Source organism: Algiphilus aromaticivorans DG1253 (assembly GCF_000733765.1).
In the GTDB taxonomy this organism is placed as follows: domain Bacteria; phylum Pseudomonadota; class Gammaproteobacteria; order Nevskiales; family Nevskiaceae; genus Algiphilus; species Algiphilus aromaticivorans.
Map to the genome: position 1 here is coordinate 3084181 of NZ_JPOG01000001.1, position 21547 is coordinate 3105727.

At 59.6% G+C, this 21547-nt stretch carries 19 protein-coding genes; 9 read left to right on the forward strand and 10 right to left on the reverse strand.

What is annotated here, in order from left to right; genetic code table 11:
- Nucleotides 1-36 precede the first annotated feature (36 nt).
- Nucleotides 37-327, reverse strand: coding sequence for a type II toxin-antitoxin system RelE/ParE family toxin (locus tag U743_RS14320; protein ID WP_043769171.1), 291 nt, complete (start codon nt 325-327; stop codon nt 37-39).
- Nucleotides 324-614 (reverse strand): CopG family ribbon-helix-helix protein, encoded by a 291-nt coding sequence (locus tag U743_RS14325; RefSeq protein WP_043769173.1) that lies wholly within the window; start codon nt 612-614, stop codon nt 324-326. Before U743_RS14325 ends, U743_RS14320 begins: the two co-directional genes overlap by 4 nt.
- A gap of 774 nt (nt 615-1388) precedes the next feature.
- Between U743_RS14325 and U743_RS19155 the strand changes: the two genes are divergently transcribed.
- Entirely contained in the window at nt 1389-1547 is a 159-nt protein-coding gene (locus tag U743_RS19155; RefSeq protein WP_156966460.1) for a hypothetical protein, read from the forward strand.
- A 628-nt stretch (nt 1548-2175) separates the two neighbouring features.
- On the opposite strand, the gene U743_RS14335 is transcribed toward U743_RS19155, so the two are convergent.
- Nucleotides 2176-2550, reverse strand: a complete 375-nt coding sequence (locus tag U743_RS14335; RefSeq protein WP_043769175.1) for a hypothetical protein — start codon at nt 2548-2550, stop codon at nt 2176-2178.
- A 1072-nt stretch (nt 2551-3622) separates the two neighbouring features.
- Between U743_RS14335 and U743_RS18855 the strand changes: the two genes are divergently transcribed.
- From U743_RS18855 to U743_RS14355, 3 genes are all read left to right on the forward strand, one after another.
- Nucleotides 3623-4870, forward strand: a complete 1248-nt coding sequence (locus tag U743_RS18855; protein WP_198022060.1) for a TolC family protein — start codon at nt 3623-3625, stop codon at nt 4868-4870.
- Between the two features lie 268 nt (nt 4871-5138).
- Nucleotides 5139-6128, forward strand: a complete 990-nt coding sequence (locus U743_RS14350) for an efflux RND transporter periplasmic adaptor subunit (protein WP_198022061.1) — start codon at nt 5139-5141, stop codon at nt 6126-6128.
- 13 nt (nt 6129-6141) lie between these two features.
- Entirely contained in the window at nt 6142-9240 is a 3099-nt protein-coding gene (locus tag U743_RS14355) for an efflux RND transporter permease subunit (RefSeq protein WP_043769180.1), read from the forward strand.
- A 316-nt stretch (nt 9241-9556) separates the two neighbouring features.
- Here U743_RS14355 and U743_RS14360 read toward each other — a convergent pair whose 3' ends face one another.
- Nucleotides 9557-10153, reverse strand: coding sequence for a LysE family translocator (locus U743_RS14360; protein WP_043769182.1), 597 nt, complete (start codon nt 10151-10153; stop codon nt 9557-9559).
- 629 nt (nt 10154-10782) lie between these two features.
- Nucleotides 10783-11202, reverse strand: coding sequence for a nucleoside diphosphate kinase regulator (rnk, locus tag U743_RS14370; RefSeq protein ID WP_043769186.1), 420 nt, complete (start codon nt 11200-11202; stop codon nt 10783-10785).
- Nucleotides 11203-11918: 716 nt separating this feature from the next.
- Between rnk and U743_RS18860 the strand changes: the two genes are divergently transcribed.
- Nucleotides 11919-12698, forward strand: a complete 780-nt coding sequence (locus tag U743_RS18860) for a phage Gp37/Gp68 family protein (protein WP_084191575.1) — start codon at nt 11919-11921, stop codon at nt 12696-12698.
- 21 nt (nt 12699-12719) lie between these two features.
- On the forward strand, nt 12720-13949 hold the full coding sequence (locus tag U743_RS18865) for a three-Cys-motif partner protein TcmP (protein ID WP_043769189.1): 1230 nt from the start codon (nt 12720-12722) through the stop codon (nt 13947-13949).
- A gap of 174 nt (nt 13950-14123) precedes the next feature.
- Here the strand turns inward: U743_RS18865 and U743_RS14385 are convergent, their stop codons facing one another.
- The 5 genes from U743_RS14385 to U743_RS14400 all read right to left on the reverse strand — a co-directional run bounded on the left by U743_RS14385 (nt 14124) and on the right by U743_RS14400 (nt 18552).
- A complete protein-coding gene (locus U743_RS14385) occupies nt 14124-14369 on the reverse strand; it encodes a hypothetical protein (protein WP_043769191.1) in 246 nt (81 codons plus the stop codon).
- 240 nt (nt 14370-14609) lie between these two features.
- Complete coding sequence (locus U743_RS18870) at nt 14610-16331, reverse strand: ATP-dependent nuclease (protein ID WP_084191576.1); 1722 nt, start codon at nt 16329-16331, stop codon at nt 14610-14612.
- 284 nt (nt 16332-16615) lie between these two features.
- A complete protein-coding gene (locus tag U743_RS14390; RefSeq protein WP_052368224.1) occupies nt 16616-17314 on the reverse strand; it encodes a hypothetical protein in 699 nt (232 codons plus the stop codon).
- A gap of 3 nt (nt 17315-17317) precedes the next feature.
- A complete protein-coding gene (locus tag U743_RS18305) occupies nt 17318-17842 on the reverse strand; it encodes a SprT family zinc-dependent metalloprotease (protein ID WP_052368225.1) in 525 nt (174 codons plus the stop codon).
- On the reverse strand, nt 17839-18552 hold the full coding sequence (locus tag U743_RS14400) for an SOS response-associated peptidase (protein WP_052368226.1): 714 nt from the start codon (nt 18550-18552) through the stop codon (nt 17839-17841). Before U743_RS14400 ends, U743_RS18305 begins: the two co-directional genes overlap by 4 nt.
- A 145-nt stretch (nt 18553-18697) precedes the next feature.
- Here U743_RS14400 and U743_RS14405 point away from each other — a divergent pair, with 145 nt between their 5' ends.
- The 3 genes from U743_RS14405 to U743_RS14415 all read left to right on the forward strand — a co-directional run bounded on the left by U743_RS14405 (nt 18698) and on the right by U743_RS14415 (nt 21534).
- Nucleotides 18698-19666 (forward strand): IS1595 family transposase, encoded by a 969-nt coding sequence (locus U743_RS14405; RefSeq protein WP_043765129.1) that lies wholly within the window; start codon nt 18698-18700, stop codon nt 19664-19666.
- A gap of 73 nt (nt 19667-19739) precedes the next feature.
- A complete protein-coding gene (locus tag U743_RS14410) occupies nt 19740-20270 on the forward strand; it encodes a LexA family protein (protein ID WP_198022062.1) in 531 nt (176 codons plus the stop codon).
- The gene (locus U743_RS14415; RefSeq protein WP_043769193.1) at nt 20251-21534 is read left to right on the forward strand and encodes a Y-family DNA polymerase; all 1284 of its coding nucleotides are present in this window, start codon (nt 20251-20253) and stop codon (nt 21532-21534) included. Before U743_RS14410 ends, U743_RS14415 begins: the two co-directional genes overlap by 20 nt.
- The last annotated feature ends 13 nt before the right edge of the window (nt 21535-21547 follow it).

Genomic DNA, 21547 nt, shown 5'->3' on the forward strand with positions numbered 1-21547 from the left:
AACGATGAGGCAGAGCGTAGCGATGCGCTGGAGTGGTCATGATCGCTGCCGCGCAGCCGGCCATCGCCTCGCCGCATGTAGAACTCGCAAGATGCGCACTTGCCCGCTCGTAACGTCGTACACCGCGATGTAATTCTCGTGGACGACCAGCTCACGGGTTCCCGCGACACGGCCGGGGCGACCAAGGTCGGGGTGATCGGCCAAACTGCTGGCCTTCGCCGAAATCTGCTCATCGAGCGATAGCGCCGCGCTCGGATTGTCTTGCGCAATGTAAGCACGGATCTGGGACCTGTCGGCAGCGGCCTCGCGCGTCCAAACCAGCTTCACGACGCCGCGCTTTTAGGCTTGCGCCGCGTTTCCTCCCGCCAGGCCACTGCTTCGGATTCGACATCCTCAGCCGACACCAGGTTGCCCGCGTCTGCTGAATCCCGGCCGATCTGGACTTCACGGCGGAACCAGTGCTCATGCATGGCGGCTTCGTCCTGCTGCCGTACGAAGTCCCGCATAAAGTCCCGCAACAGCTGCGCTCCGCTACGATCCCGAGCCTTTGCTGCTGCGGCGAACTGACCCTTCAGAGACTCATCGACCCGAAAGGTGAACGTGACGTCGTTCATGGCGCCGGCCTCATGTGTTACGTGTTAATGCAACGGTAACACATCCAACTAACCTGACCACGGCTCGCTGCTTGCGGTGCCCGAGTGCAATCCCAACTCAACGTGAGGGCATCAGATTGACACCCTCCCGCGTCGATGCCCCAGGGGTGCGATAGCCAACTTCGGATACTCACAGACTTACCCATGCCCTACCAATCCCTACTTGCACGGCGTCCTCTCGCGCTGCCGCTACCCCCTCAACACCAGCGTTGTCGCGGGCCTCAACAACACCATCAAGGCCATCAAGCGCCGTGCCTACGGCTAGCGCGATCGGGACTGCTTCTTGCTGGGAATCCGCGATGAACCAAGAGTGGGTGGTGGTCACACCCGCCCTGTCACTGGGGAACCTGCAGCAGGAATTTGCCGCAGCGCATTTCCAGCGGAGGGGAAACGCCGCCAAGTCGTTGATTTTATGGTGCCGGCGGAGAGAATCGAACTCCCGACCTTCGCATTACAAGTGCGAGTCCAGGGGCTTTTTGCCGCTTCTCAAATCGCCTAAATCACCAAAAATCAGCGCCTTGCGATCACCCCCGATCACTGCGGATCACCGGGGATCACTCGATTTTCGGAAAACCTGCAGCAGGAATTTGCAGCAGGCCGTCTTAGGGTAGCGCCAGCCAGCCGCGACGGGAAGGCCCCTCCCCAGGAAGGCAACGCCTCTGCCTTCAGAGCTAATACTTGCCTCGCGCGGTCTGCACAGTAAGCTGGGCGTCGTCACAGCGACCGGGCAATCCGATGACTGGCGAAGACTTCTCACTGATGATCATGGCGGCCGCCATGCCCATTGCACTGCTCGTCGCCATCGCGATCGTCGGGCTCGTAATCTGGCGTGATACCCGACGCGAGAGAACAAGTTCCGATGAAGCGCAGCCTGGAGGCTTCGGCAGCCACTAGGTGACTTCGGCGCCAGTCTTGCTTGGTCCTCGACACCAGAAGGGGCTACAGAGTTGCGCTTAGCCGGCAGGAAGCGTTGATCTACTTCTAGCGGTGCCCCACGCGCTGACGACTCACGGCAATCGCCATTGCTTGCGCAGGTCGGATGCGATTGCTTGCCCGTCTGTGGCGGCGCCAGGGATCGGCGCGTTTACGCCAGTAGTGACGCGCCAAGCATGAGAACCAAGTAGTGAGCGACGCCCGTAGTTGCATACATGCGAACCAAGCCGATCATCAATCGAACACCGCGCTCTAACTGGACAGCGTGTGCTGGTGGCCCCAGTTTCCGCTTGTTGCCTCACCTTCAAGCCACTTCGGAGGGCACTTCGTCTTCGGAAGGGAGAGGTTAGCAGAGAGAGTTGCGGCCGAGAAGGCAATTATTGCTCTCAGCAGCCACCCCCTGCGGATGCAGATGCGGAGGCTTACACAGGCCGTGCTCGTGAAAGGCGGAATCGGCGATGGACTCAGGCTGAGGCGACACTTACGCCTTCGCCGTTCTCCATCGCCAAGTCGCCTGTCGAGCCCGAAGAAGCGCCCCCAGTCGGAACGACTGGGGGCGCCGACAGGCTAGAGCCTGTTCACAGCGTCGCTACTGCCCCCGGTAGGTGTCCTTCAGCGGACTGGGAGCCTTGCGCGGTTCGTCATCCACCTCCTCGTCCGCCCGAAGCATATCGAGCAGCGACGGGCTCGGGGCGCTGGGCCGCTCGGTCTCGTGCTCGTTGCCCTGCAGCCGCAGGAAGGGACCGAGGTGGTGGCGAACGCAGTACTGGCAAAGGTCCGCCTGCAACTCGTCACCGTCGTAGTAGACGCGGTTGCTGTACCCCGCAAGGTACTTGAGGCGAAGAAACTCCGCGCGCTCGAAATGCGTGCGGGAATCGTTCCCCTCGGCTTTGAAGTGACACCGGTCGCAAACCACGCCGATGACTTCCTCGTTGCCGTACTGATCGATGCGTGTGATGTCCATATGACTATCTCCTAGACACAGTTCACCCGCCGGGATGGCAGGTTCCATGGAATAGGTGTCATCTGGACACGATAGACAGACTACAGACAGAAGTGCGCTGCGCCAAGACCTCCGGCCGCTTGGAATCCAATCAGCACGCGGCTCAAGCGAAGCCGCCGCTCTCTGCATGATCGAGGAAGGCATGCACACGAGAAGCTCTGCCTTCCTTGACCAGCGCTTCGGCGGTCCGCCCGCCAAACTCGGAAATGGGCTGGGCTCTGTAGTAGGCGTAGGCAATTACGGCACTACCAGCCAACGGCTCCAGGCGACGCAGTATTTGCTCAAACTCCCTTAGCCGGGACCGCGAATTGCTCGAAAGCCCCGCTGGCCCTTTTGACAGAGCGGTCCTCGGCAAGCCTAGAGTCGCCGCAAGATCCCTACGGGTAGTGCGTACGGCCGCACACAGCGGTCCGGGCATAGCGTCATGCTCAGTCATGTCGCGATGATAACGGTCCGACAACCGAAGCTGGCATGAATCCTTTCTTCACTAGTCGAGCGTCCAGTATGCGCCAAATCCGGACATGCGCCACTCACCAAAATTCGGCCGGTGGGGGCTGACTAGCGTCAAATTGCCGCACACAACGACAGAATCGTGATGCAGCGCGATGAATGCTAGTCTCTGAGGATGGTTTTCGGTTTAGCTAATCGCCCCGTCTTGGTGCCAGCGGCAGTCTGCTTGGTCATCCTGGCGCTCTTGGGCAGTAGTTTTCCCGAAATAGAGGTGCACAGCCATTCGGACACTATTACCGCTGAAGTGGCAGCGGACGATGTGCACCACGAGGGCGCCGACGTGTGGGGTGACCGCGACGGTCTCCACATTCACGCCTGCGCCTGTGTGGCGCACTGCTCAGCCTTCCCCACGACCACCGGCGATACCTGGATAGGCCGCCAGTCACCGGCCGCATCCGCTGAGCTAGCCAGATTGTCATCCGGGGTGATCGCTCCCCCCTTCCGCCCACCAATCGCCTGACATCTCCATACCGCTCGGTGCGTCGAAGCGCGCCGATGTCTTTAGATATGAATGGAGATGTCCATGGCATTACGCCATTGCCTGGCCGCGTGTGCGCTCGCTGCTGCACTGTTGCAGCCTGCGCACGCTGGCGGCGGCCTCAGCCTTATCGATGCTGTTTCCCGCGCGCTCGCGGAAAACCCCGAGTTGGCTCTGCTAGAGCAGCAACGTCGGTCGAAAGCAGCGCTCAGCCGCGAAGCTGCACAGCCACCACCGCTGGAGTTGGGCGTCGAGCTGGAAAACTTCGCCGGGACAGGCGGCAGCCGAGCCCTGTCAGGCGCTGACACGACCCTGACGCTGTCACGCGTGCTGGAGCGCGGCGACAAGGCCCTGCGCCGAGAAGCCGTCGCTGACGAACGCCGTGCCCTCGTACGCACAGAAGCGGATATCGCACGCCTCGAGCTTCTGGCACGCGTCGCCACGCGGTTCATTCACGTCGTTCGAGACCAGCGCCTGCTCGAAGTAGCTGAGGAAGCCGTCGACCTTGCTGAGCAAACGCACCGACAAGCCCGCGAACGCGTCGACGCCGGAGCCGCACCGAACAGCGAGGCGGTTCGCGCCGAGATCGACCTCGCCAACGCCGAACTGGAGCTTGAGCACGCCGAGCACGAGTTGAAAGCCACGCGGATCAGCCTCGCCAGCCTTTGGGGTGAGCGAGACCCTCGCTTCAGCCGTGCCGTAGCCGACCTTGAAAAGCTCCCGGCTCTCGACGCGATCGATCCCGTCATGGCGAAGCTGAAGCGCAATCCTCAGCTTCGCAGACTCATGGAGGAACAACGCGTAGCGGATGCGCGCTCTCGGCTGGCTCGCTCGAAGGCGTTTGCTGATGTGCGCGTCTCCGGTGGCGTGAGGCGTCGCGAAGCCTCCGACGATACGGCCTTCGTTGCCGGCATCACGATTCCGCTGGGCAGCACCGAGCGCGCCCAACCTGGTCGAGAGGCAGCTCGCGCTGAGGCACGAGCGGGTCAGCACGCCATCGAGGCGGCGGAACGCGAGCTCTATGCAGTCCTCTACGGGCGTTACCAGGAGCTCCAGCACGCCCAGACGGAATTCGACGTCTTGCGCGAACGCATTCTGCCCGCTGCCGAATCCGCTCTGAGCGATATCCGAAGCGGCTACCAGCAGGGCCGCTACAGCTACCTGGAGTTGGCCGACGCGCGGCGGCAGCTGATTACGCAGCGTCGCCGGAGTATCCGGGCAGCCGAACGCTATCACCGCCATCTCATTGAAATCGAGCGGCTGACGGGAAGCGCCGTCGCCGTCCCGAACTAGGAACCGACCCATGTCCCATCATCACAATGCGCTTGCATGCCTCGCCCTGCTTGCAGTCACAGCATTCGGAACCGCTCCGCTCCATGCAGGCGGCGGCCACGGTGCAACAAGCGCGACAAGCAGTGACGAGATCGAAACCGGCGAGCACGGCGGCCGGATCCTTCGCAAGGATGACTTCCGCCTCGAACTCGCCATCGCTGAAGGCAATGGCCTGCCAGCCGAATTTCGCGCCTGGGCGTGGCGGGATGGTCAGCCCCTAGATCCCGCGATGCTCGATATCGAAGTCCGCCTGCAGCGTCTCGGTGGGCGAATAGACGTTATCGACTTCGAACCCACGGGCGATTTCCTGCGGGGGCGCCAGACCATCGCCGAGCCCCACTCCTTCGACGTGCGCGTCGAGGCCCGTCACGACGGCGACAGCTTCCGCTGGAGCTATGCCAGCCACGAAGGCCGCACACGCATTCCGGAGGCGATTGCCACCGATGCCGGAGTAGCCACGGAAGCGGTGGGCCCGGCGACGCTGAACCAGACGCTCACATTGACAGGCCGCGTCCGCGCCGCTCCCGATGCGGTCGCTCGTGTGGCAGCACGCTATCCGGGCGCGGTTACAGAAGTCCATGCTGACTTGTACGAGCGCGTTGACGAGGGCGACGCCCTGGCAACGGTGGTAGCCAGTGAGAGCCTCCAGACCACGGTGGTTCGCGCGCCTCGCAGCGGCATGGTGATCGAGCGTTCAGCCGCCATCGGCCAGCAAGCGGGCAGCGAAGCGCTATTCGTCGTCGCCGATCTAAGCCGGGTATGGGTGGAACTCGATGCGTTTCCCCGAGACCTCGCCGAAATCCGTGCCGGCCAGCCGGTCTCGGTGCATGGCCTGGATGGCACTGCGCTTGCCGAAGGAAGCATCAGTCGCATCTCCCCGACCAGCGGTCCGCGTCAGAACGTCCACCTTGTGGTTCCAGTCAACAACGCCGAAGGCGCGTTGCGCCCTGGCCACTTCGTGCGCGGACATATCGTGGTTGCCAGGAAGGAGGTCGCGCGCGCGGTACGTCGACGCGCCCTGCAGCGCTTCCGGGACTTCGATGTGGTCTACGCGCGCTTCGGCGACACCTACGAAGTCCGGATGCTGGAGCTTGGCGAGCGTGACGACACCTGGGTGGAAGTAAAGGCAGGCATCGCGCCTGGAACCGAATACGTCTCCAGCAACAGCTTTCTGATCCGCGCGGATATCGAGAAATCCGGCGCCAGCCACGATCACTGACAGGGGCCGGACAATGCTCGATCGAATCATTGCTGCGGCCATCGCCCAGCGCTGGCTGGTGCTGCTGGCCATGCTGGGAATCGCCGGCCTGGGTTTCTACAGCTATCAGACACTGCCAATCGACGCTGTGCCGGACATCACCAACGTCCAGGTCCAGATCAATACCGAGGCACCGGGCTACACCCCGCTCGAAGCCGAACAGCGCATTACCTATCCGATGGAGACCTTGCTGGCGGGTCTACCGAAACTCGACTACACCCGTTCGCTATCTCGATACGGTCTGTCACAGATCACGGTGGTCTTCGAGGAAGGCACCGATATCTATTTTGCGCGCCAGGTCATCAGCGAGCGTCTGGCCGAAGCGCGTGACGTCATTCCCTCGGGGCTCTCCCCCAGCCTTGGACCTATTGCCACGGGCCTGGGCGAGATCTTCATGTACACGGTCACCGCCGAGCCCGGCAGCGGCTACGACGCCGCCGATCTACGTACGATCCAGGACTGGATCATTCGCCCGCAGATGCGGCTGACCGAAGGCGCCACCGAAGTGAACACCGTCGGCGGCTATGAGAAGCAATATCAGGTCGCGCCGGATCTAGAAAAACTCATCGCCTTCGGCTTCGGCCTCGACGATCTGATTCAGGCGCTGGAAGCGGGAAACGACAACGTCGGCGCTGGTTACATCGAACGGCACGGCGAGCAGAACCTCGTCCGTGTACCGGGCCGTCTCGGATCCATTGCGGACATCGAAAGCCTGATCGTGGGTGAAGTCGATGGCGCCCCCGTGCGGATAAGCGATGTTGCGGCCGTCACGGAATCCAGCGCACTGCGAACCGGCGCAGCCACACAGGATGGCCAGGAAGTCGTGCTCGGCACGGTGATGATGCTGATCGGCGAAAACAGTCGCGTGGTCGCCGAGAATGCGGGCAAGCGTCTTGAACAGGTGCAGGCATCGCTACCGGATGGCGTGCGGGTCAATCCGATCTATGACCGGACGTCGCTGGTCGATAAAACCATCGCCACGGTTCAGAAGAATCTCGCCGAAGGCGCTCTGCTGGTCATCGCCGTGCTGTTTCTTCTGCTTGGCAATTTCCGTGCTGCACTCATCACGGCTGCCGTCATCCCGCTGGCCATGCTTGCCACCATGACGGGCATGGTCCAGGCCGGCGTCAGCGGCAACCTGATGAGCCTTGGCGCGCTGGACTTCGGCCTCATCGTCGACGGCGCCGTGATCATCGTCGAGAACTGTCTGCGCCGGCTGGGAGAGGCGCAGCGCCAGGCAGGCCGACTGCTGGGGCGCGAGGAGCGCCTGGACGTACTGCGCTCGGCGTCCACCGAAGTGATCCGGCCCGCCACATTCGGCGTGCTCATCATCCTCGTGGTGTACGTGCCGATTCTCACGCTGACCGGCGTCGAGGGGAAGATGTTCCGGCCCATGGCGCTTACGGTCATCATGGCGCTGTCTGCGGCCCTCATCCTCGCGTTGACCTTTGTTCCCGCCAGCCTTGCCGTGCTGATGCGCGGAAAGGTCGCGGAGAAAGAGGGGCTGATCATGCGGGGCGCGCGGCGCGGCTATCAGCCGTTGCTGCAACTTGCTCTGAAGGCGCGTATTCCCGTGGTTTTGACCGCGCTCCTGCTCGTGCTTGGCGCTGCGTGGCTCGCCACGCGTCTGGGAACCGAGTTCGTCCCACAGCTTGACGAGGGGGACATCGCCATGCACGCGCTGCGCATCCCTGGAACCAGCTTGAGCCAGTCGGTCGAGATGCAGAACGACCTCGAGGCGCGGCTCAAGCAGTTCGACGAGGTGTCGCATATCTTCAGCAAGATCGGCACGCCGGAAGTGGCAACGGATCCCATGCCGCCTTCCGTTGCGGATACCTTCATCATGCTGAAGGATCGCGCCGACTGGCCGAACCCGGAGCGCAGAAAGAGCGACCTGGAGGACGAAATCCAGGCTGCCGTATCGCAAGTTCCCGGCAACAAGTACGAATTCACGCAGCCCATCGAGATGCGTTTCAACGAACTCATCTCCGGCGTCCGCGCTGACGTGGCGGTGAAGATATTCGGCGATGATCTCGAGCGATTGCTCGCGCTTGGCGAAGGGGTCACCGGCGTTGTCGGCGGTGTTGACGGAGCCACCGACACCCGCATGGAGCAGGTCAGCGGGCTGCCGGTGCTGAGCGTTCAACCGAATCGGGAAGCGCTCGGGAGATACGGGCTTCAGGTAAGAGACCTGCAGGAGTCCGTGCGTACCGCCCTGGGCGGCGCCGTTGCCGGCGAGATCTATGACGGCGATCGTCGCTTTGAGCTGGTGGTCCGGCTGGACGACAGCAAACGAAGCGACGTGGACGCGTTGCAGAGGCTGCCTCTCTCCCTGCCGGGGTCGGACCCCGGATATGTCCCACTGAGGGAAGTTGCTGACGTTGAGCTTGTGATCGGGCCGAACCAGATCAGCCGCGAGAACGCCAAACGCTTTGTCACCGTCACCAGCAACGTGGGTGATCGCGATCTCGGTTCCTTCGTGGCGGATATACGGTCCGCAGTATCGACTCAGGTCGACATCCCCAGCGGTTACTGGACGGAGTACGGCGGGACTTTCGAGCAACTGCAATCCGCCAGTCAGCGACTGAGTATCGCGGTCCCGGTAACGCTCACATTGATCCTCGCTCTCCTCTTCGCGGCCTTCGGCTCTCTTCGGGATGCCCTGTTGGTTTTCACCGGCGTTCCTCTGGCACTGACAGGTGGCGTTGCTGCCTTGTGGCTGCGAGACATGCCGCTCTCCATCTCGGCGGCTGTCGGCTTCATTGCCCTGTCAGGCATCGCCGTCCTCAACGGAGTCGTCATGCTTTCCTTCATCCGGCAGCGCTACCACGAGGGAGAACCGCTGCAGGAAGCCATTATCGAAGGCGCCCTGACCAGGCTTCGGCCGGTTCTCATGACTGCCTTGGTCGCCAGCCTCGGCTTCGTGCCCATGGCCTTGAACGTGGGCACCGGAGCGGAAGTTCAGCGGCCACTCGCAACGGTCGTGATCGGCGGCATCCTATCCAGCACGCTCCTGACTTTGCTGGTCCTCCCCGCCCTGTACCGCCTTACTCACCGCGCGCGGCGGGAATAAGCCGACCAGACCTGTGTATGCCCTGAGCAGATCCCGGTTAGGGAGCCTGATCGCCAATGCGACACGGACTCGCCTACTAGGGCTGTTCAGGGCTGCAGGGGCAGCACGACCTCGATTCAGCGCGGCGGCGGCGCCTCCATCGACAGCAGGACTCGTGCTTTGGGGTTGTTCCTGGTGCCCGAAGTGCTCGCTATGCGCCAGAAGCGAACTTCTGCCTAACGGCAGGGCAAAGCGGCGACGGAGTGAAGCCGATGGGGCCAAAAAGCAGCGCTTTCTGGCGTCCGCTTGAGCCCTTTGTTAGCCCAATGCCTCCCCATCACTGTGTAAATGCCCAAAGCACGGCTGCAACCATCATCACCCCGAAGCCAACCCGTATTGCGCGGCTCTTGCCCGGAGCTCTCATAAGCGGGCCAATCAGGCTCCCCAAACACAACCACCCAAGATCGACGGCCGCAGTAACCACAAGACAAACTAGCCCGGTAACGACCAGGGCCAGGCCCGTTGGAGAAATAGGCAACAAGAAGTTCGAGAAGATGGCCAGGAATGCGGCGTAGCCCTTTGGATTCAGGACACTTAGCAGGATTCCGTCGCGTATCTTGGGCGCTCCAGCAGAGGCAACGTTCGCTGGCCCCGTCGATGCAGTGGCTATTTTCAGTGCCAGATAACAAATGTACACCCCGCCCAGGATCTTGAGAGCCAATTCGGCACTGGGAAAGGCAGTGAAGAGCGCGGCCATCCCTGCACTCGCCGAAACGAGCGCAAAGGCCAGGCCCAGGAGGTTCCCCAAATAGAATGGAATGCCAGACCGAATACCAAAACTTGCGCTTGTTGCTGCTAAAGCGAGCGGTGCCGGGCCAGGAGATCCGACCAAAAGCAAAGTTCCGATAATTAACGCTGCCAATGCTTCACTCATCTCGTCTTCATTTCCTCAAAACTCAAAACGCATCTACGCGGCCCCTTCTGTTTCCGAGGCGATCGCTTTTGTTCATCGGTGCCCTTGTAGCGCAGCAAAAATGGCATCGGGTGGCGCCCAACGCGGCGACCCCACGCTGGTTCCGTGCCGACGCCCAGGCGCCCGGTTGGCTCTCCCGGTTGAACACGCTGTTGGAAGGGCCCAGCGGACTATTGCCGCTGAATGCAGCCGCCTCGCTCATTCGCTGGGAGCGGCCCGCATCACCCTTCTTCGCACCGTCTCCGCTGTCGCGGCAGATGTCGGCGGAGTGCGGCGAGATAGCGCCCCTGTACGCCTGGGAGCGTGTCGCACAGATCGCCGACAACGGCCCAGCGACTGAGGTCCTGCGGGATTTGGGCAAGGCATTCGAGGAACCAGGCACCTTGACCGCTCAGGTAATCACTTCGAATGTCACTAGCCGAGGTGGCATCGATGGGCGAGCCGTTTGGCGGGAGCGAAGCGGGTGAGGGGCAGAGGGCTATTGCTATATGCCAATAGCCGTCAGTCGACACAGATCGTGGTCTGTTCTCCAGTCGCAGTCCCATCAGTTGCATCCACCGTCCGACCTGCGGGCACTAAGTCCGCCGCGCTCAGCCCGGAAGCGTCCCGGGCTCGACACCCACCACCTGAATGCTGCGATCGGCGCGCTGTTCGATATGCCATCGCATCGTCTGGCCAACAGACAGCCCGATGAGTGCAGCGCCCAGCGGGCTGACTACCGAAATCCGTCCAGCCGCGACGTCAGCCTGACAGGGATAGACGAGCTGGATGCGGCGCACGGCGCCGCTGTCGACTTCGCGGTAAGTCACCCAGGATCCGAAGCGCACCACATCCGCCGGCATCCGATCGCTAGGAACCGGCCGCGCACGCGACACTTCTTCGAGCAGGTATTCGCCTACATCGGGTGCGGTTTGGGTGGCCTGTTCGGCCAGGCGATAGAGGTAGTCGTAGACCGCCTCGTCGATGATCAGCGGCGGATTTTCCTGGATGGTGGACTGACGGTGGTGCATCACGTACTCCTGCGGGGAAGGGCGCGCCCGACGGGTCGATGCCCTGAAAAGAGAGCTCGGCGGCGACCGCGCGCGCGAGAGCGCGGCAGCGGTTCACCGCCAGGAGGAAGTCACAAGATCAGGCGCCCCGGACCGGGGCGCGATGCCGCAGCCCGGGGCCTAGGAGCCGGAGATGAGATGCGCCGCGCGTGGGCGCGGCGGCTGCGGACTGGTTACTTGCTGCATAGCTGGATAGTCAGCCTTTCCCGGAAGCCTGTCAATGGCCGGGTCGCCGCTCGGTGAGATGCCCTATTCCGTCCGGCGAGACTCGAGGACACACCACGGTTCACTTCCGCCTTGTGCCAATAGCGGACTTCTGCTTGAGGCCCGCTTTGCCGGCCGCTCTACTTTTGCGGCGCGCACCCAGCGTGCCGGTGGCTCGAGCACGAGGCTGACCGGTCTACACACCCCGGATCTGATCCCAGTACGAGAAACTAGGAGCTGACTTGCGCGCCAAGGGCAAAGTCTTTTAGCGATGGAACGCGAAGCGCACCGATGTGCTTGATGCCGATGACTACTCGTCTCGACACCCATCAGTACCTTCTGAGAGGGCGAGCGCGACCGCTCGGCCCAGGGACGACGCACCCCCTCCCTTCTACGACTACCTTGCATCGACTATCAGGCAAGAAACTGCTATAAAAGGTATCGGCAACTCGTTGTGTTACTGGAGGTTGCTTGTGGCTGACTCGCAAATTGAATGGACTGATTCCACATGGAATCCCGTTGCCGGGTGCTCGCTCGCCAGCGCCGGCTGCACAAATTGCTATGCAATGAAGATGGCCCGGCGCCTAGAAGCAATGGGTGTAGAAAAATACGCGGGCCTCACTCAAAAGCATGGCAACGCCGTCACATGGAACGGTGTAGTTAGAGAAGACCATGCTGCCCTGGAAACACCCTTGCGCTGGCACAAGCCACGCAAGATCTTCGTGAACTCCATGAGCGATCTCTTCCATCCTGATGTAAGCGATGGATTCATCCTTGATGTATGGCGTGTTATGGAAGAAACGCCGCACCATAATTATCAAATACTAACCAAACGCCCTGAGCGTATGAGTGAGCTCGTCGCTCGATCGATTAAAACAGTATTGCCTAATGTGTGGCTCGGTACGAGTGTCGAGAGTCACGCGGTCGCCAACCGAATAGTCGACCTTACGAGCACCCCTGCGGAGATAAGATTCATTTCTTTCGAACCGCTGATTGCTCCTGTGGGGGCAATTGATCTATCGGACATACACTGGGCTATAGTGGGAGGGGAAAGCGGCCCTGGCGCGCGACGTATACGCGAAGCATGGGTGGATGAGATCCATGAACAGTGTGTGGCACAGAATACTGCGTTCTTCTTCAAGCAATGGGGCTCATGGGGAAGCGATAACAAAAAGCGCTCTAAGAAAGCAAACGGACGGAAATACCGTGGTCGCACATGGGATGAGATGCCGATAGACACTCTTCCCGCATAAGGTCTATGGAGGGAGGCGCTAATGCCAAAAAAAGATTTTGAATGGGAGAACGGCGTCCTACTAAAAGACCATACGCGGAAGAAGCACGCGATCCTTCGCGCATATTTTTCCGAATACCTTCACACACGTTGCCAGAATCGCCGTCAAGAGCGGTTCAGACTTGTCGTCGTCGACGGCTTTGCGGGCGGAGGATTATACCAATGTGGCACACCTGGATCCCCGATAATATTCTTAGATTGCCTTAGAGAATCTGTAGCACGCATCAACACGCAACGCTTTGAAGAAGGCTTCAACCCCGTTGAAATTGACTGTCTTCTGCTGCTCAATGAAAAAGACAGCGCCGGTCTAGAGCTATTACGGAGAAACATCACCCCCTACGAGCAGGCGACGAAGGGCACCGAAGGTCTAAATTTATGGATCGAGTATTATAATCAACCATTTGACAACGTCTACCCTATAATCAAGAAGAGAATACTCGGAGCCAAATGCAAGAGTGTTTTCTTCAATCTTGACCAAAGCGGTTACTCCCAGGCAACCGAAGAGCATGTGCGCGACATCATGTCCTCTTGGCCTAGGGCAGAAGTCTTGCTGACCTTTATGGTTAGCACGCTTTTGGCATTCATATCTCGCGATACCACGAAATCCAGGGTTCCACTGGATCCTACATTGCAAGAAAGCGTCAAGGCAGTCCTGAATGATAATAGCCTTATGGCGAGATCCGAATTTCTAGGGGCTATAGAAAAAGTTGCCTACGAAAACCTCAAATCCTGCGCGCCTTTTGTAAGCCCATTTTCGATCAAAAACCCAGCCGGTTGGCACTACTGGTTAATGCATTTTGCGAACGTGGCGCGAGCACGCCAAGTCTACAATGATGTACTGCATATGGACGGAAACACCCAAGGCCACTTTGGACGGTCAGGGCTGAAGATGCTTGCCTACGACCCAGACAAATATACTGGGCAGATTTACTTGTTCGATAAAGATGCCCGGCAGCGTGCCTTGGACGAGCTTTATGACGATATACCTCGATTCGTTGCCGAGGAAGGCGACGTGATGAGCGTAGGGCGTTTCTACGAAGCAGCTTATAGCGAGACACCTGCGCACAGTGACGACATCCATCGAAGCATGATCGATAATCCAGATGTCGAAGTTCTCACACCCAATGGTGGGTCACGCAGGGAAGCTAAGACAATAAGGCCGGAGGACGTCATCAAGCTTAAGCCACAGAAGAGCTTCTACTTCGGGTTCTAATGCACCAGAAGGAACCGGAAAACTTACGAATAAATAGTGAATGGCTCCTTTGTGCCTCCGCTGGGCAGCCTAATTCTGACCATGGTTTCACGTCTGCCTTGTGCCAGAAACCGTCATCACCAAGAAGCCTTATTCTCCCTTTACCGTTCTCCAATCACCACAAAACTCGCACTGCTACTTGAGCAGCCAAACAACTAAAGTGATCATCCCTGCAAGTGCGGTGCTGGTGATGGCAGTTGCTCGCAGGGTAGCCAATACCGTCTGGCGCTGCATGGATCGGTAAAAGGAGTCGACGCTCTTGCGCGACATGCCTTGGTTTAGCATGTCGGCTTCAAATCGCACCGTCCTTCCGGAGAGCATGGCAAAAACAGCAATCGCCACCAAGATGTAAGTGAAACCAAATATTGCGATATACAGCATTTCATCTGCCCCGCTAGACCCGAGATAACGCCACCCAAACCGGCGGCAAATTCTGCATAGAGTTTAGCGCCAGGCTCAGCTTGTAGCCCCCATACTCATGGTGTTCTAGATGTTCGCGGATTATAAATACCTCTTGGTCACATATTTGGCGCCTTTACAAGGGGCCAACCATGGTTTCGCTTCTGCTTTGTTCCAGTAGTCGCCGCCCCACAGAGGGCGTGATATGTAATCTATTGCTTTCTACCTGCAATATTCATTAACCATTCTTCCTATAACCCGCTTAACCCGCTTATAGGAATTTGGAAGATTTTTGTGTGGGAGGGCCCTAACCACATATGAAATGTTCTCAAGTTTTTTGATCTGCTTCTTCCTTTTAACCAGAAGTTCTTCTGGCACCCTCTTGGCCTCTGGAACGCCGAATCTCTCAAACAGCATTCTACGGGCCGTATCCGACTCGATAAGATCCATCTCAAGACTATAACGCATACATATGATCTTGTACGGTTCAAGAAGATCCATCGCTCTGCTATGATTAGTCCGTAGGAGGCCGAGCAATCGATCTCTATCTTGACTTCGAGGAACAAGGTCTTGAACAAGCCGATGATCCTTATAATCGAACCCATAATAAGGGAACCCTCGTGCGGATCTGCTAGCGTCGAGCGAATCCTTTCGGTACGGCACAAAACAATCTTTATCTACGATTAAGAGGCGAGGGATAGCAAGACTGTCCAGAAGATGAAGCGGATACCTAAGATTGTCGACGCTGTTCATATTGAGGACAGTCACACCTTGCAATTCAAGGTCGACAGAATTCTGCTCTAGGAGCTGTCTAACAATTGCTGCATCGATGCTACCTTCGCACATAACCACGAACCGGCTAAATAGAAAATCACTATTGCGCTGGGAATGAAAGTTGTAGTATCTCTCTTCTTGAAGACCGTGATCCTCGAAGAAGCTATCTGATATCTGATTAACAACTGTTTTAAACCCGCGCTTTGCTTCTTCAACTTTACGGACGAGAATGAGATCTTCGTGCGACACCTGATCTACTAGCACAGGCGAGTGGGTGGTGAAAAGAAGCTGCATTTTTGTTCCGGTAGCCCTTTTCAAGGCAGAGAAAAGTTGGCGCTGAGCCTGTGGGTGAAGATTAATTTCCGGCTCTTCAACACCTACCATCAAAGAACAATCTCGCAACGACGCAAGAAGTCGGTAGAGGGCGATAATCACCAAGCTCTGAACGCCCGTTCCACAATCAGAAACATCGAACTTGGCAGCCCCCTCAACCACGTTAAACCTAATGCCATCAAGGAAGTCCTTGTAGGTCAGGCCATCCGAAAACCCAATTTCGAAGCCCAGCCCGGCGCTTATTCCTACCAGCCCCCTTAGTTCTTTCGCGACTTTCGCTAGAGCGTTTCGTTCAATAGAGGCTGTAGCCTCCTTGAATCGAGGGGTAACTGAATCTCTGCTTTTGAAATGACGCTCAAGGTAGGCAACAACCACCGCTTTTAGAACAGCGGCTTCCTGCCACCGGAGCTTTTCGGCATCTCTGACGGACGGTATCAGGACAAAGTCTAGATGACATTTAATGACATCCAGAACGCTCAAGTCGCATGGGTTGTATCGGCCCTCTTGCAGTGCGTGCAAAGAGCGAGTATTAGATGAATGATTATACGTCAGTCGTATGGTTAAATAATCACCGTCAGAATAATCGTCCAGATCGGCGAGGCCTTCAACGCCAGAAAACTCGATCTCGATGCGTGCATGGGTGCGCGGCGCATATTGATGCTGGCCTAATCGAAAAGCATCCTCTTCTTCGTGAAAATGGAAAAAGCTATTTAGCGCTCGCAGCACCGCAGACTTTCCGGAGTTGTTCTCTCCAACAATCGCAGAAACTTCTGAAGCGCGAATAGTTGCGCCTTCTACAGACCGAAACTTCTTAATTCTTATCTTTGTAATTTTCATCCCGCCCCTAAAAAATGGTCTGATTAATTCCAAGAAGTGATGGCGAACTTATATTGCACAATTAAATACTTCTTCTCTACTCCACGGGTGGCGGAATAGCAGTTAGGCGCACCAGCACCGAGATTTACCCCCACTTTGCCTTTTAGGCCGCCGCCAATAAATCAATTCCGCGGACTCGCCTATATGTCTGCACGTGCGAGATGCTCAATGGGCGAGCGCCTCTCATTCCGAAGACTTCCGCTATGGGCTGATACCGGTCAACTTGCAGCAACCTGAACCGCTCGTCAAAAACTCTGTTGCTCGCCCTCGTCGTCGCCTTTGAACGGCGTGGCTCGCGCCAGCCCCATCCATGTGCTGAAGTCGAGTCCCGTGTTCCGCTGAGCGGCTTCCCGCGCAAGGCATAAAGCACCCTCCTTCTCGATCCAGACGCCCCATGGCTCAGGAACTTCGTTCGCCTCCCCCACCCCCGCAGCGAGGACGAAGTAGCAGCGGGCACTCAGCGCTTCGTAGGCGGCTCGTTTCTCCGTTGCGCGCAGCTCGCTCAGCAGATCGGACCGCCGCACCTTGATTTCATGAACTTCCGGGGCGAGACGATCTTCCCGGCTGGTGCGGCGAATCGAGAACAGGTCCGGGCGTACCCGGTTCCACCCGGACTCGAGGCGCGCTCGCAAGGACAGCTCGCTAAAGCAGAGGCGTCCTCCGACCATCAATTGCTGGCCCATGCGTTCGATCAGCGCAGCGTGTCCACCGAAGGCGTTCTGGTTGGACTTGCGCTGTTGGGCCAGTGCCTCGATTCCTGCCTCGGTGAGATGCACTGTGTCGGCACCCTCACTCCGCTGAAGCAAGCCGGCGGCGAGCAGATCTAATTCGACAGGGTCGAGATAGGGCCATCCGGCCGAGCGGTACATGCGACGGAGGCGCTGCCAGTGGACGCGGGTCAGTGCCTGGTGGGCGCCATCGGGGGTATTTCCGTCATCAGCCACGGCCTATCTCCGTCGCGCGTGGCGCAGGCCTTCCATGTCGTGGAAAGGCAATGGCGGCCGTCCGAAGAAGACCATCACAGCCATCCACTCCGGGCCGTGTGGCTCGGTGGCCTTCGGCAGATACCAGTCGACCACGAGATGCGCCACCTCGTGCGGAATGGTCTGCTGGATCATGCGCACCGGGTATCGCACGAGGAGCTGCGGATGGACACGGATCCATTGCTCGGCTTCACCCAGGAGGCTGCGCTCCGTCACCGCCATCCCGGCGGTCGCGCCGCGCAAGTCGAATACGGTTCTCGGCCTCGGAATGGGCGGCGCAAGCTCATCGAAGCCGGATATCGCTCGCGCCTGCTCGATCCAGTGGTCCACGGCCTTCTCCAGGCGAGCCCGGACGCGGTCGGGATTGCGGCGCCTCGCACCCTTCTCCCACTCGATGCCGTGCTGGTCGCGCTCCAGTGGCACGTCGGTCCACGGCGCGGTCAGCTTCTGATCCCAGAAGCCCTCTTCCAGTAGCGAGCGCCTGGTCACGGGGAATTGGCGCCGAACGCTTCAACCAGGCCCGTATCGTCATTGCTCGGGCTGTTCACCCGGCGGGAGACCGGATGGGCGGCGATGGCGTCGAGCCGATTTCTCTCCAGTAGTTTGCTGAGCGCCGCCTTGTCATGCTGCTCGGGGTCGGCCCAACGGATTGCGGCATCGCCTTTCAGGATCACGGGCATGCGGTCGTGGACCTCTGCGGCAGGACCTTTCGCCGCTCCGGTGATGATGGCCACGGTCAGGGACGCGCCGGTACGCGCATCGGCGCACTCGGAATACAGGCCGGCGAAGAGCAACAACCCCTTGTCCGGCGCATGCAGGAAATGCGGCTGCTTGATGGTCTGGACTTCGCCGGTCTCTGTATCGATGTGCTCGCGCTGCGCCCACTCGTACCAGCCCAGGGCCGGTATCAGGCAGCGGCGCTTTGCGAAGGCATCGCGCCACATCGGCTTGTCGGCGGCAGATTCGACGCGCGCGTTGATGGTACTGCGCGGCTCTTCGTCCTTCTTCCACCAGTGCGGGATGAAGCCCCAGCGGGCGGTGTCCAGCGTGTAGCCGGGTTCGCTGTCGCCAAGCAGCACGGGCACCGCCATAGTCGGGGCGGTATTGAAGCTCGGCTTCCAGAGCAGGCCGCGCTTGCGGCCGACCTCGACCGCCCGCTCGATGGCGGCTTCCTCAGGGGATACGAAACGTCCGCACATGTTCTGACGATACGACCTGCTGCTGGCGATGGGGAGTCAGCCGAAGATGGCCTCGACGGCATTGACTGTATAAATGAATGGGGTATCCGCTTAGCTCCACAATTTCGAGCACTGTACATAACCCCAGTAGTGGTACTGTACACAAATGCCCGAAGCAAGCAAGGACTATCCCGGCAACTGGCGCGAATTCCATGCGTGGTTCGCGACAGAGCAGGCCTGTATCGAGTACCTGGAGAAGGTCCGCTGGCCAGAGGGCTTCGTCTGCCCGAGCTGTCAGGAGCATGCCGAGCCCTATCGCGTCAGCCGGTCTCGGCTCGTGTGCAGGGCTTGCCGCTATCAATGCACCGTCACGGCCGGCACGATCTTCGAGAAAACGCGCACGCCACTACAGGTCTGGTTGGCAGCTGCGTGGTACATCACGAATCAGAAGCAAGGCGTCAGCGCCTTGGGGCTGCAGCGCGTGCTGGGTCTAGGCAGTTATCAGACCGCATGGACGATGCTGCATCGATTCCGACGCGCCATGGTGCGTAGTGGCCGTGACAAGCTTCAGGGAACGGTCGAGGTCGATGAGACCTACGTGGCAATCACGGACCGAACGGTAGGTCGTTCAATTAAAGGCAAAAAGAGCCGGACCGGCCATGCATTCGTTGCCGTAGCGGTGGAGATCATCGAGCCGAAAGGCTTTGGTCGCATTCGGCTACAAAGGCTGGAGAGAGACTCTGCCGAGCACGTTGAGCCGTTCATCAAAGGCGCCGTAGCGCCTGGCTCGATCGTCAAGACCGACGGGTCTGCCGCCTACCGGTCACTTGCCAGTCTTGGTTATGACCATCGTCGGTCTGTGATGCTCGGCGCTGATGTGCCAGCGCACGTCTCGCTCGCCGGCGTTCACCGCGTGGCGGCACTGCTCCAGCGCTGGTTGATGGGAACTCATCATGGCGCTGTGCAACCTCGCCACCTTGACGCCTACCTCGACGAATTCGCCTTTCGGTTCAATCGCCGAAAGTCAGGTTCACGAGGAATGCTCTTCTATCGCTTGATGCAGCAAGCGCTGGAAACCGCTCCATTGACCTATGAAAGCGTCGTTTCGACTCAGTCGAAAACAGCTCAAGCGTAGGTGGAGCTAAGTGGATACCCCTTATAAATGAACAGCCCCAGCATAGCAGCGCCCTCCGACGCTGAGCACCTCCTTGCCCGACATCCGCCTGCCTTCGCCACTGCCACGCGGTCGTGGCCACCCCTGGACCGCGATTCCGTCTCCGCGACGCGGTCTGCCGAACATCGCCGCCTTCTACCGGCCAACCGCCGAAAGCCGGCGCCAGCGGCTGCCCTACGTGCATTCCCCGGCACCGCAGGCGGGCTTTCCGAGTCCGGCGGCCGACTACGTCGAGGACACGCTGGATCTGCACACGCTGATGGTGCGCAATCCGCCGGCGACCTTCTATGTCCGTGTGCGTGGTGAGTCCATGAAAGATGCCGGCATCCACGACCAGGACATCCTGGTAGTGGATCGCTCCATCGATCCGGCGCCGGGCCGCATCGTGGTCGCGGTGGTGGACGGCGATTTCTACGTGAAGCGCCTTGCGAAGCTGGCCAGCGGTGTCATGGCACTTGCCTCGGAGAATGCCCAGGACGCGGAGCAGTATCCCGACATCCGGCTCGACCGGGTGCAGGACTCGACCATCTGGGGTGTGGTGACCGGTGCGCTCCGCCAGTTCTGAGCAGCGCTTCGCGCTGGTCGACGTCAACAACTTCTATGTGAGCTGCGAGCAGCTTTTCCAACCGAAGCTTGTGGGAACGCCGGTGGTGGTGCTGTCGAACAACGACGGCTGCGTGGTGGCGCGCTCACCGGAGGTGAAGGCGCTGGGCATCCGCATGGGTCATCCCTGGCACCAGCTCAAGCGGGAGACGCGCGAGCACGGCATCAAGGCCTTCTCGTCCAACTACACGCTCTACGCGGACATGTCGCAGCGGGTGATGGCCATCTTGGGTGACATGTGCCCAGCGCAGGAGGTGTACAGCATCGACGAGTGCTTCTGCGACCTCACAGGCATCGGGCATCCCGCCGAACACGGTCGAGCGATGCGGCAGCGCATTGGTCAGTGGACGGGGCTACCGGTGTGCGTAGGTATCGGCAGCACGAAGACGCGTGCCAAGCTCGCTAATCACATTGCGAAGAAGAATCCCGAGCATGGTGGGGTGTTCGATCTGGAAGCCCTCGATGCGGCAGAACAAGCGGCGTGGCTCGATGCAATTCCCGTGTCGGAAGTCTGGGGCATCGGTGGCCGGATGACCGGGTATCTGGAGACCATGGGCATCCCCACCGCTAGAGCACTGCGGGACGCCGATCCGACACATATCCGCCAGCGCTTCAATGTTGTGGTCGAGCGCATCGTGAAGGAGCTGCGCGGCGTCTCATGTCTGGCGCTGGAGGAAGTGGCACATGCCAAGCAGCAGATCATGGCCAGCAGGAGCTTCAGTCGGGCCGTAACCGTGAAGCGGGAGTTGCGTGAAGCACTACTTACCTATGTCACCCGCGCAGCCGAGAAGCTTCGTGCACAGGGCAGCCTGACCGATGCTATTCAGGTCTTTATCCGCACGAACCCCTTCAAGGAAAGCGTGCAGTACGCCAACAGCACCACCATCCGGCTGCCGTTCGCTACGGATGACACGCTCACGCTTGGGCGCTTCGTGGCACTGGGGTTGGAGCGGCTTTACCGGCCTGGCTTTGCCTTCCAGAAGGCCGGCGTCATGCTCATGAATTTGCGCCCGCGCGCCCAGCGCCAAGCCGGACTGTTCGACGACGTTTCGGCCATCGACCGGCGTACCAACTTGAACGTCGCACTGGATGAGGTAAACCGACGATTCGGGCGGGGTGCCGTCTCCCTCGCGGGAGCCGGCATCGAACAGCCATGGCAAATGCGTCGCGGAAACGTGACGCCGGCCTACACCACAAACGTCGAGCAGCTCCCCTTGGCCAGCTAGTCGATTCGTGAGC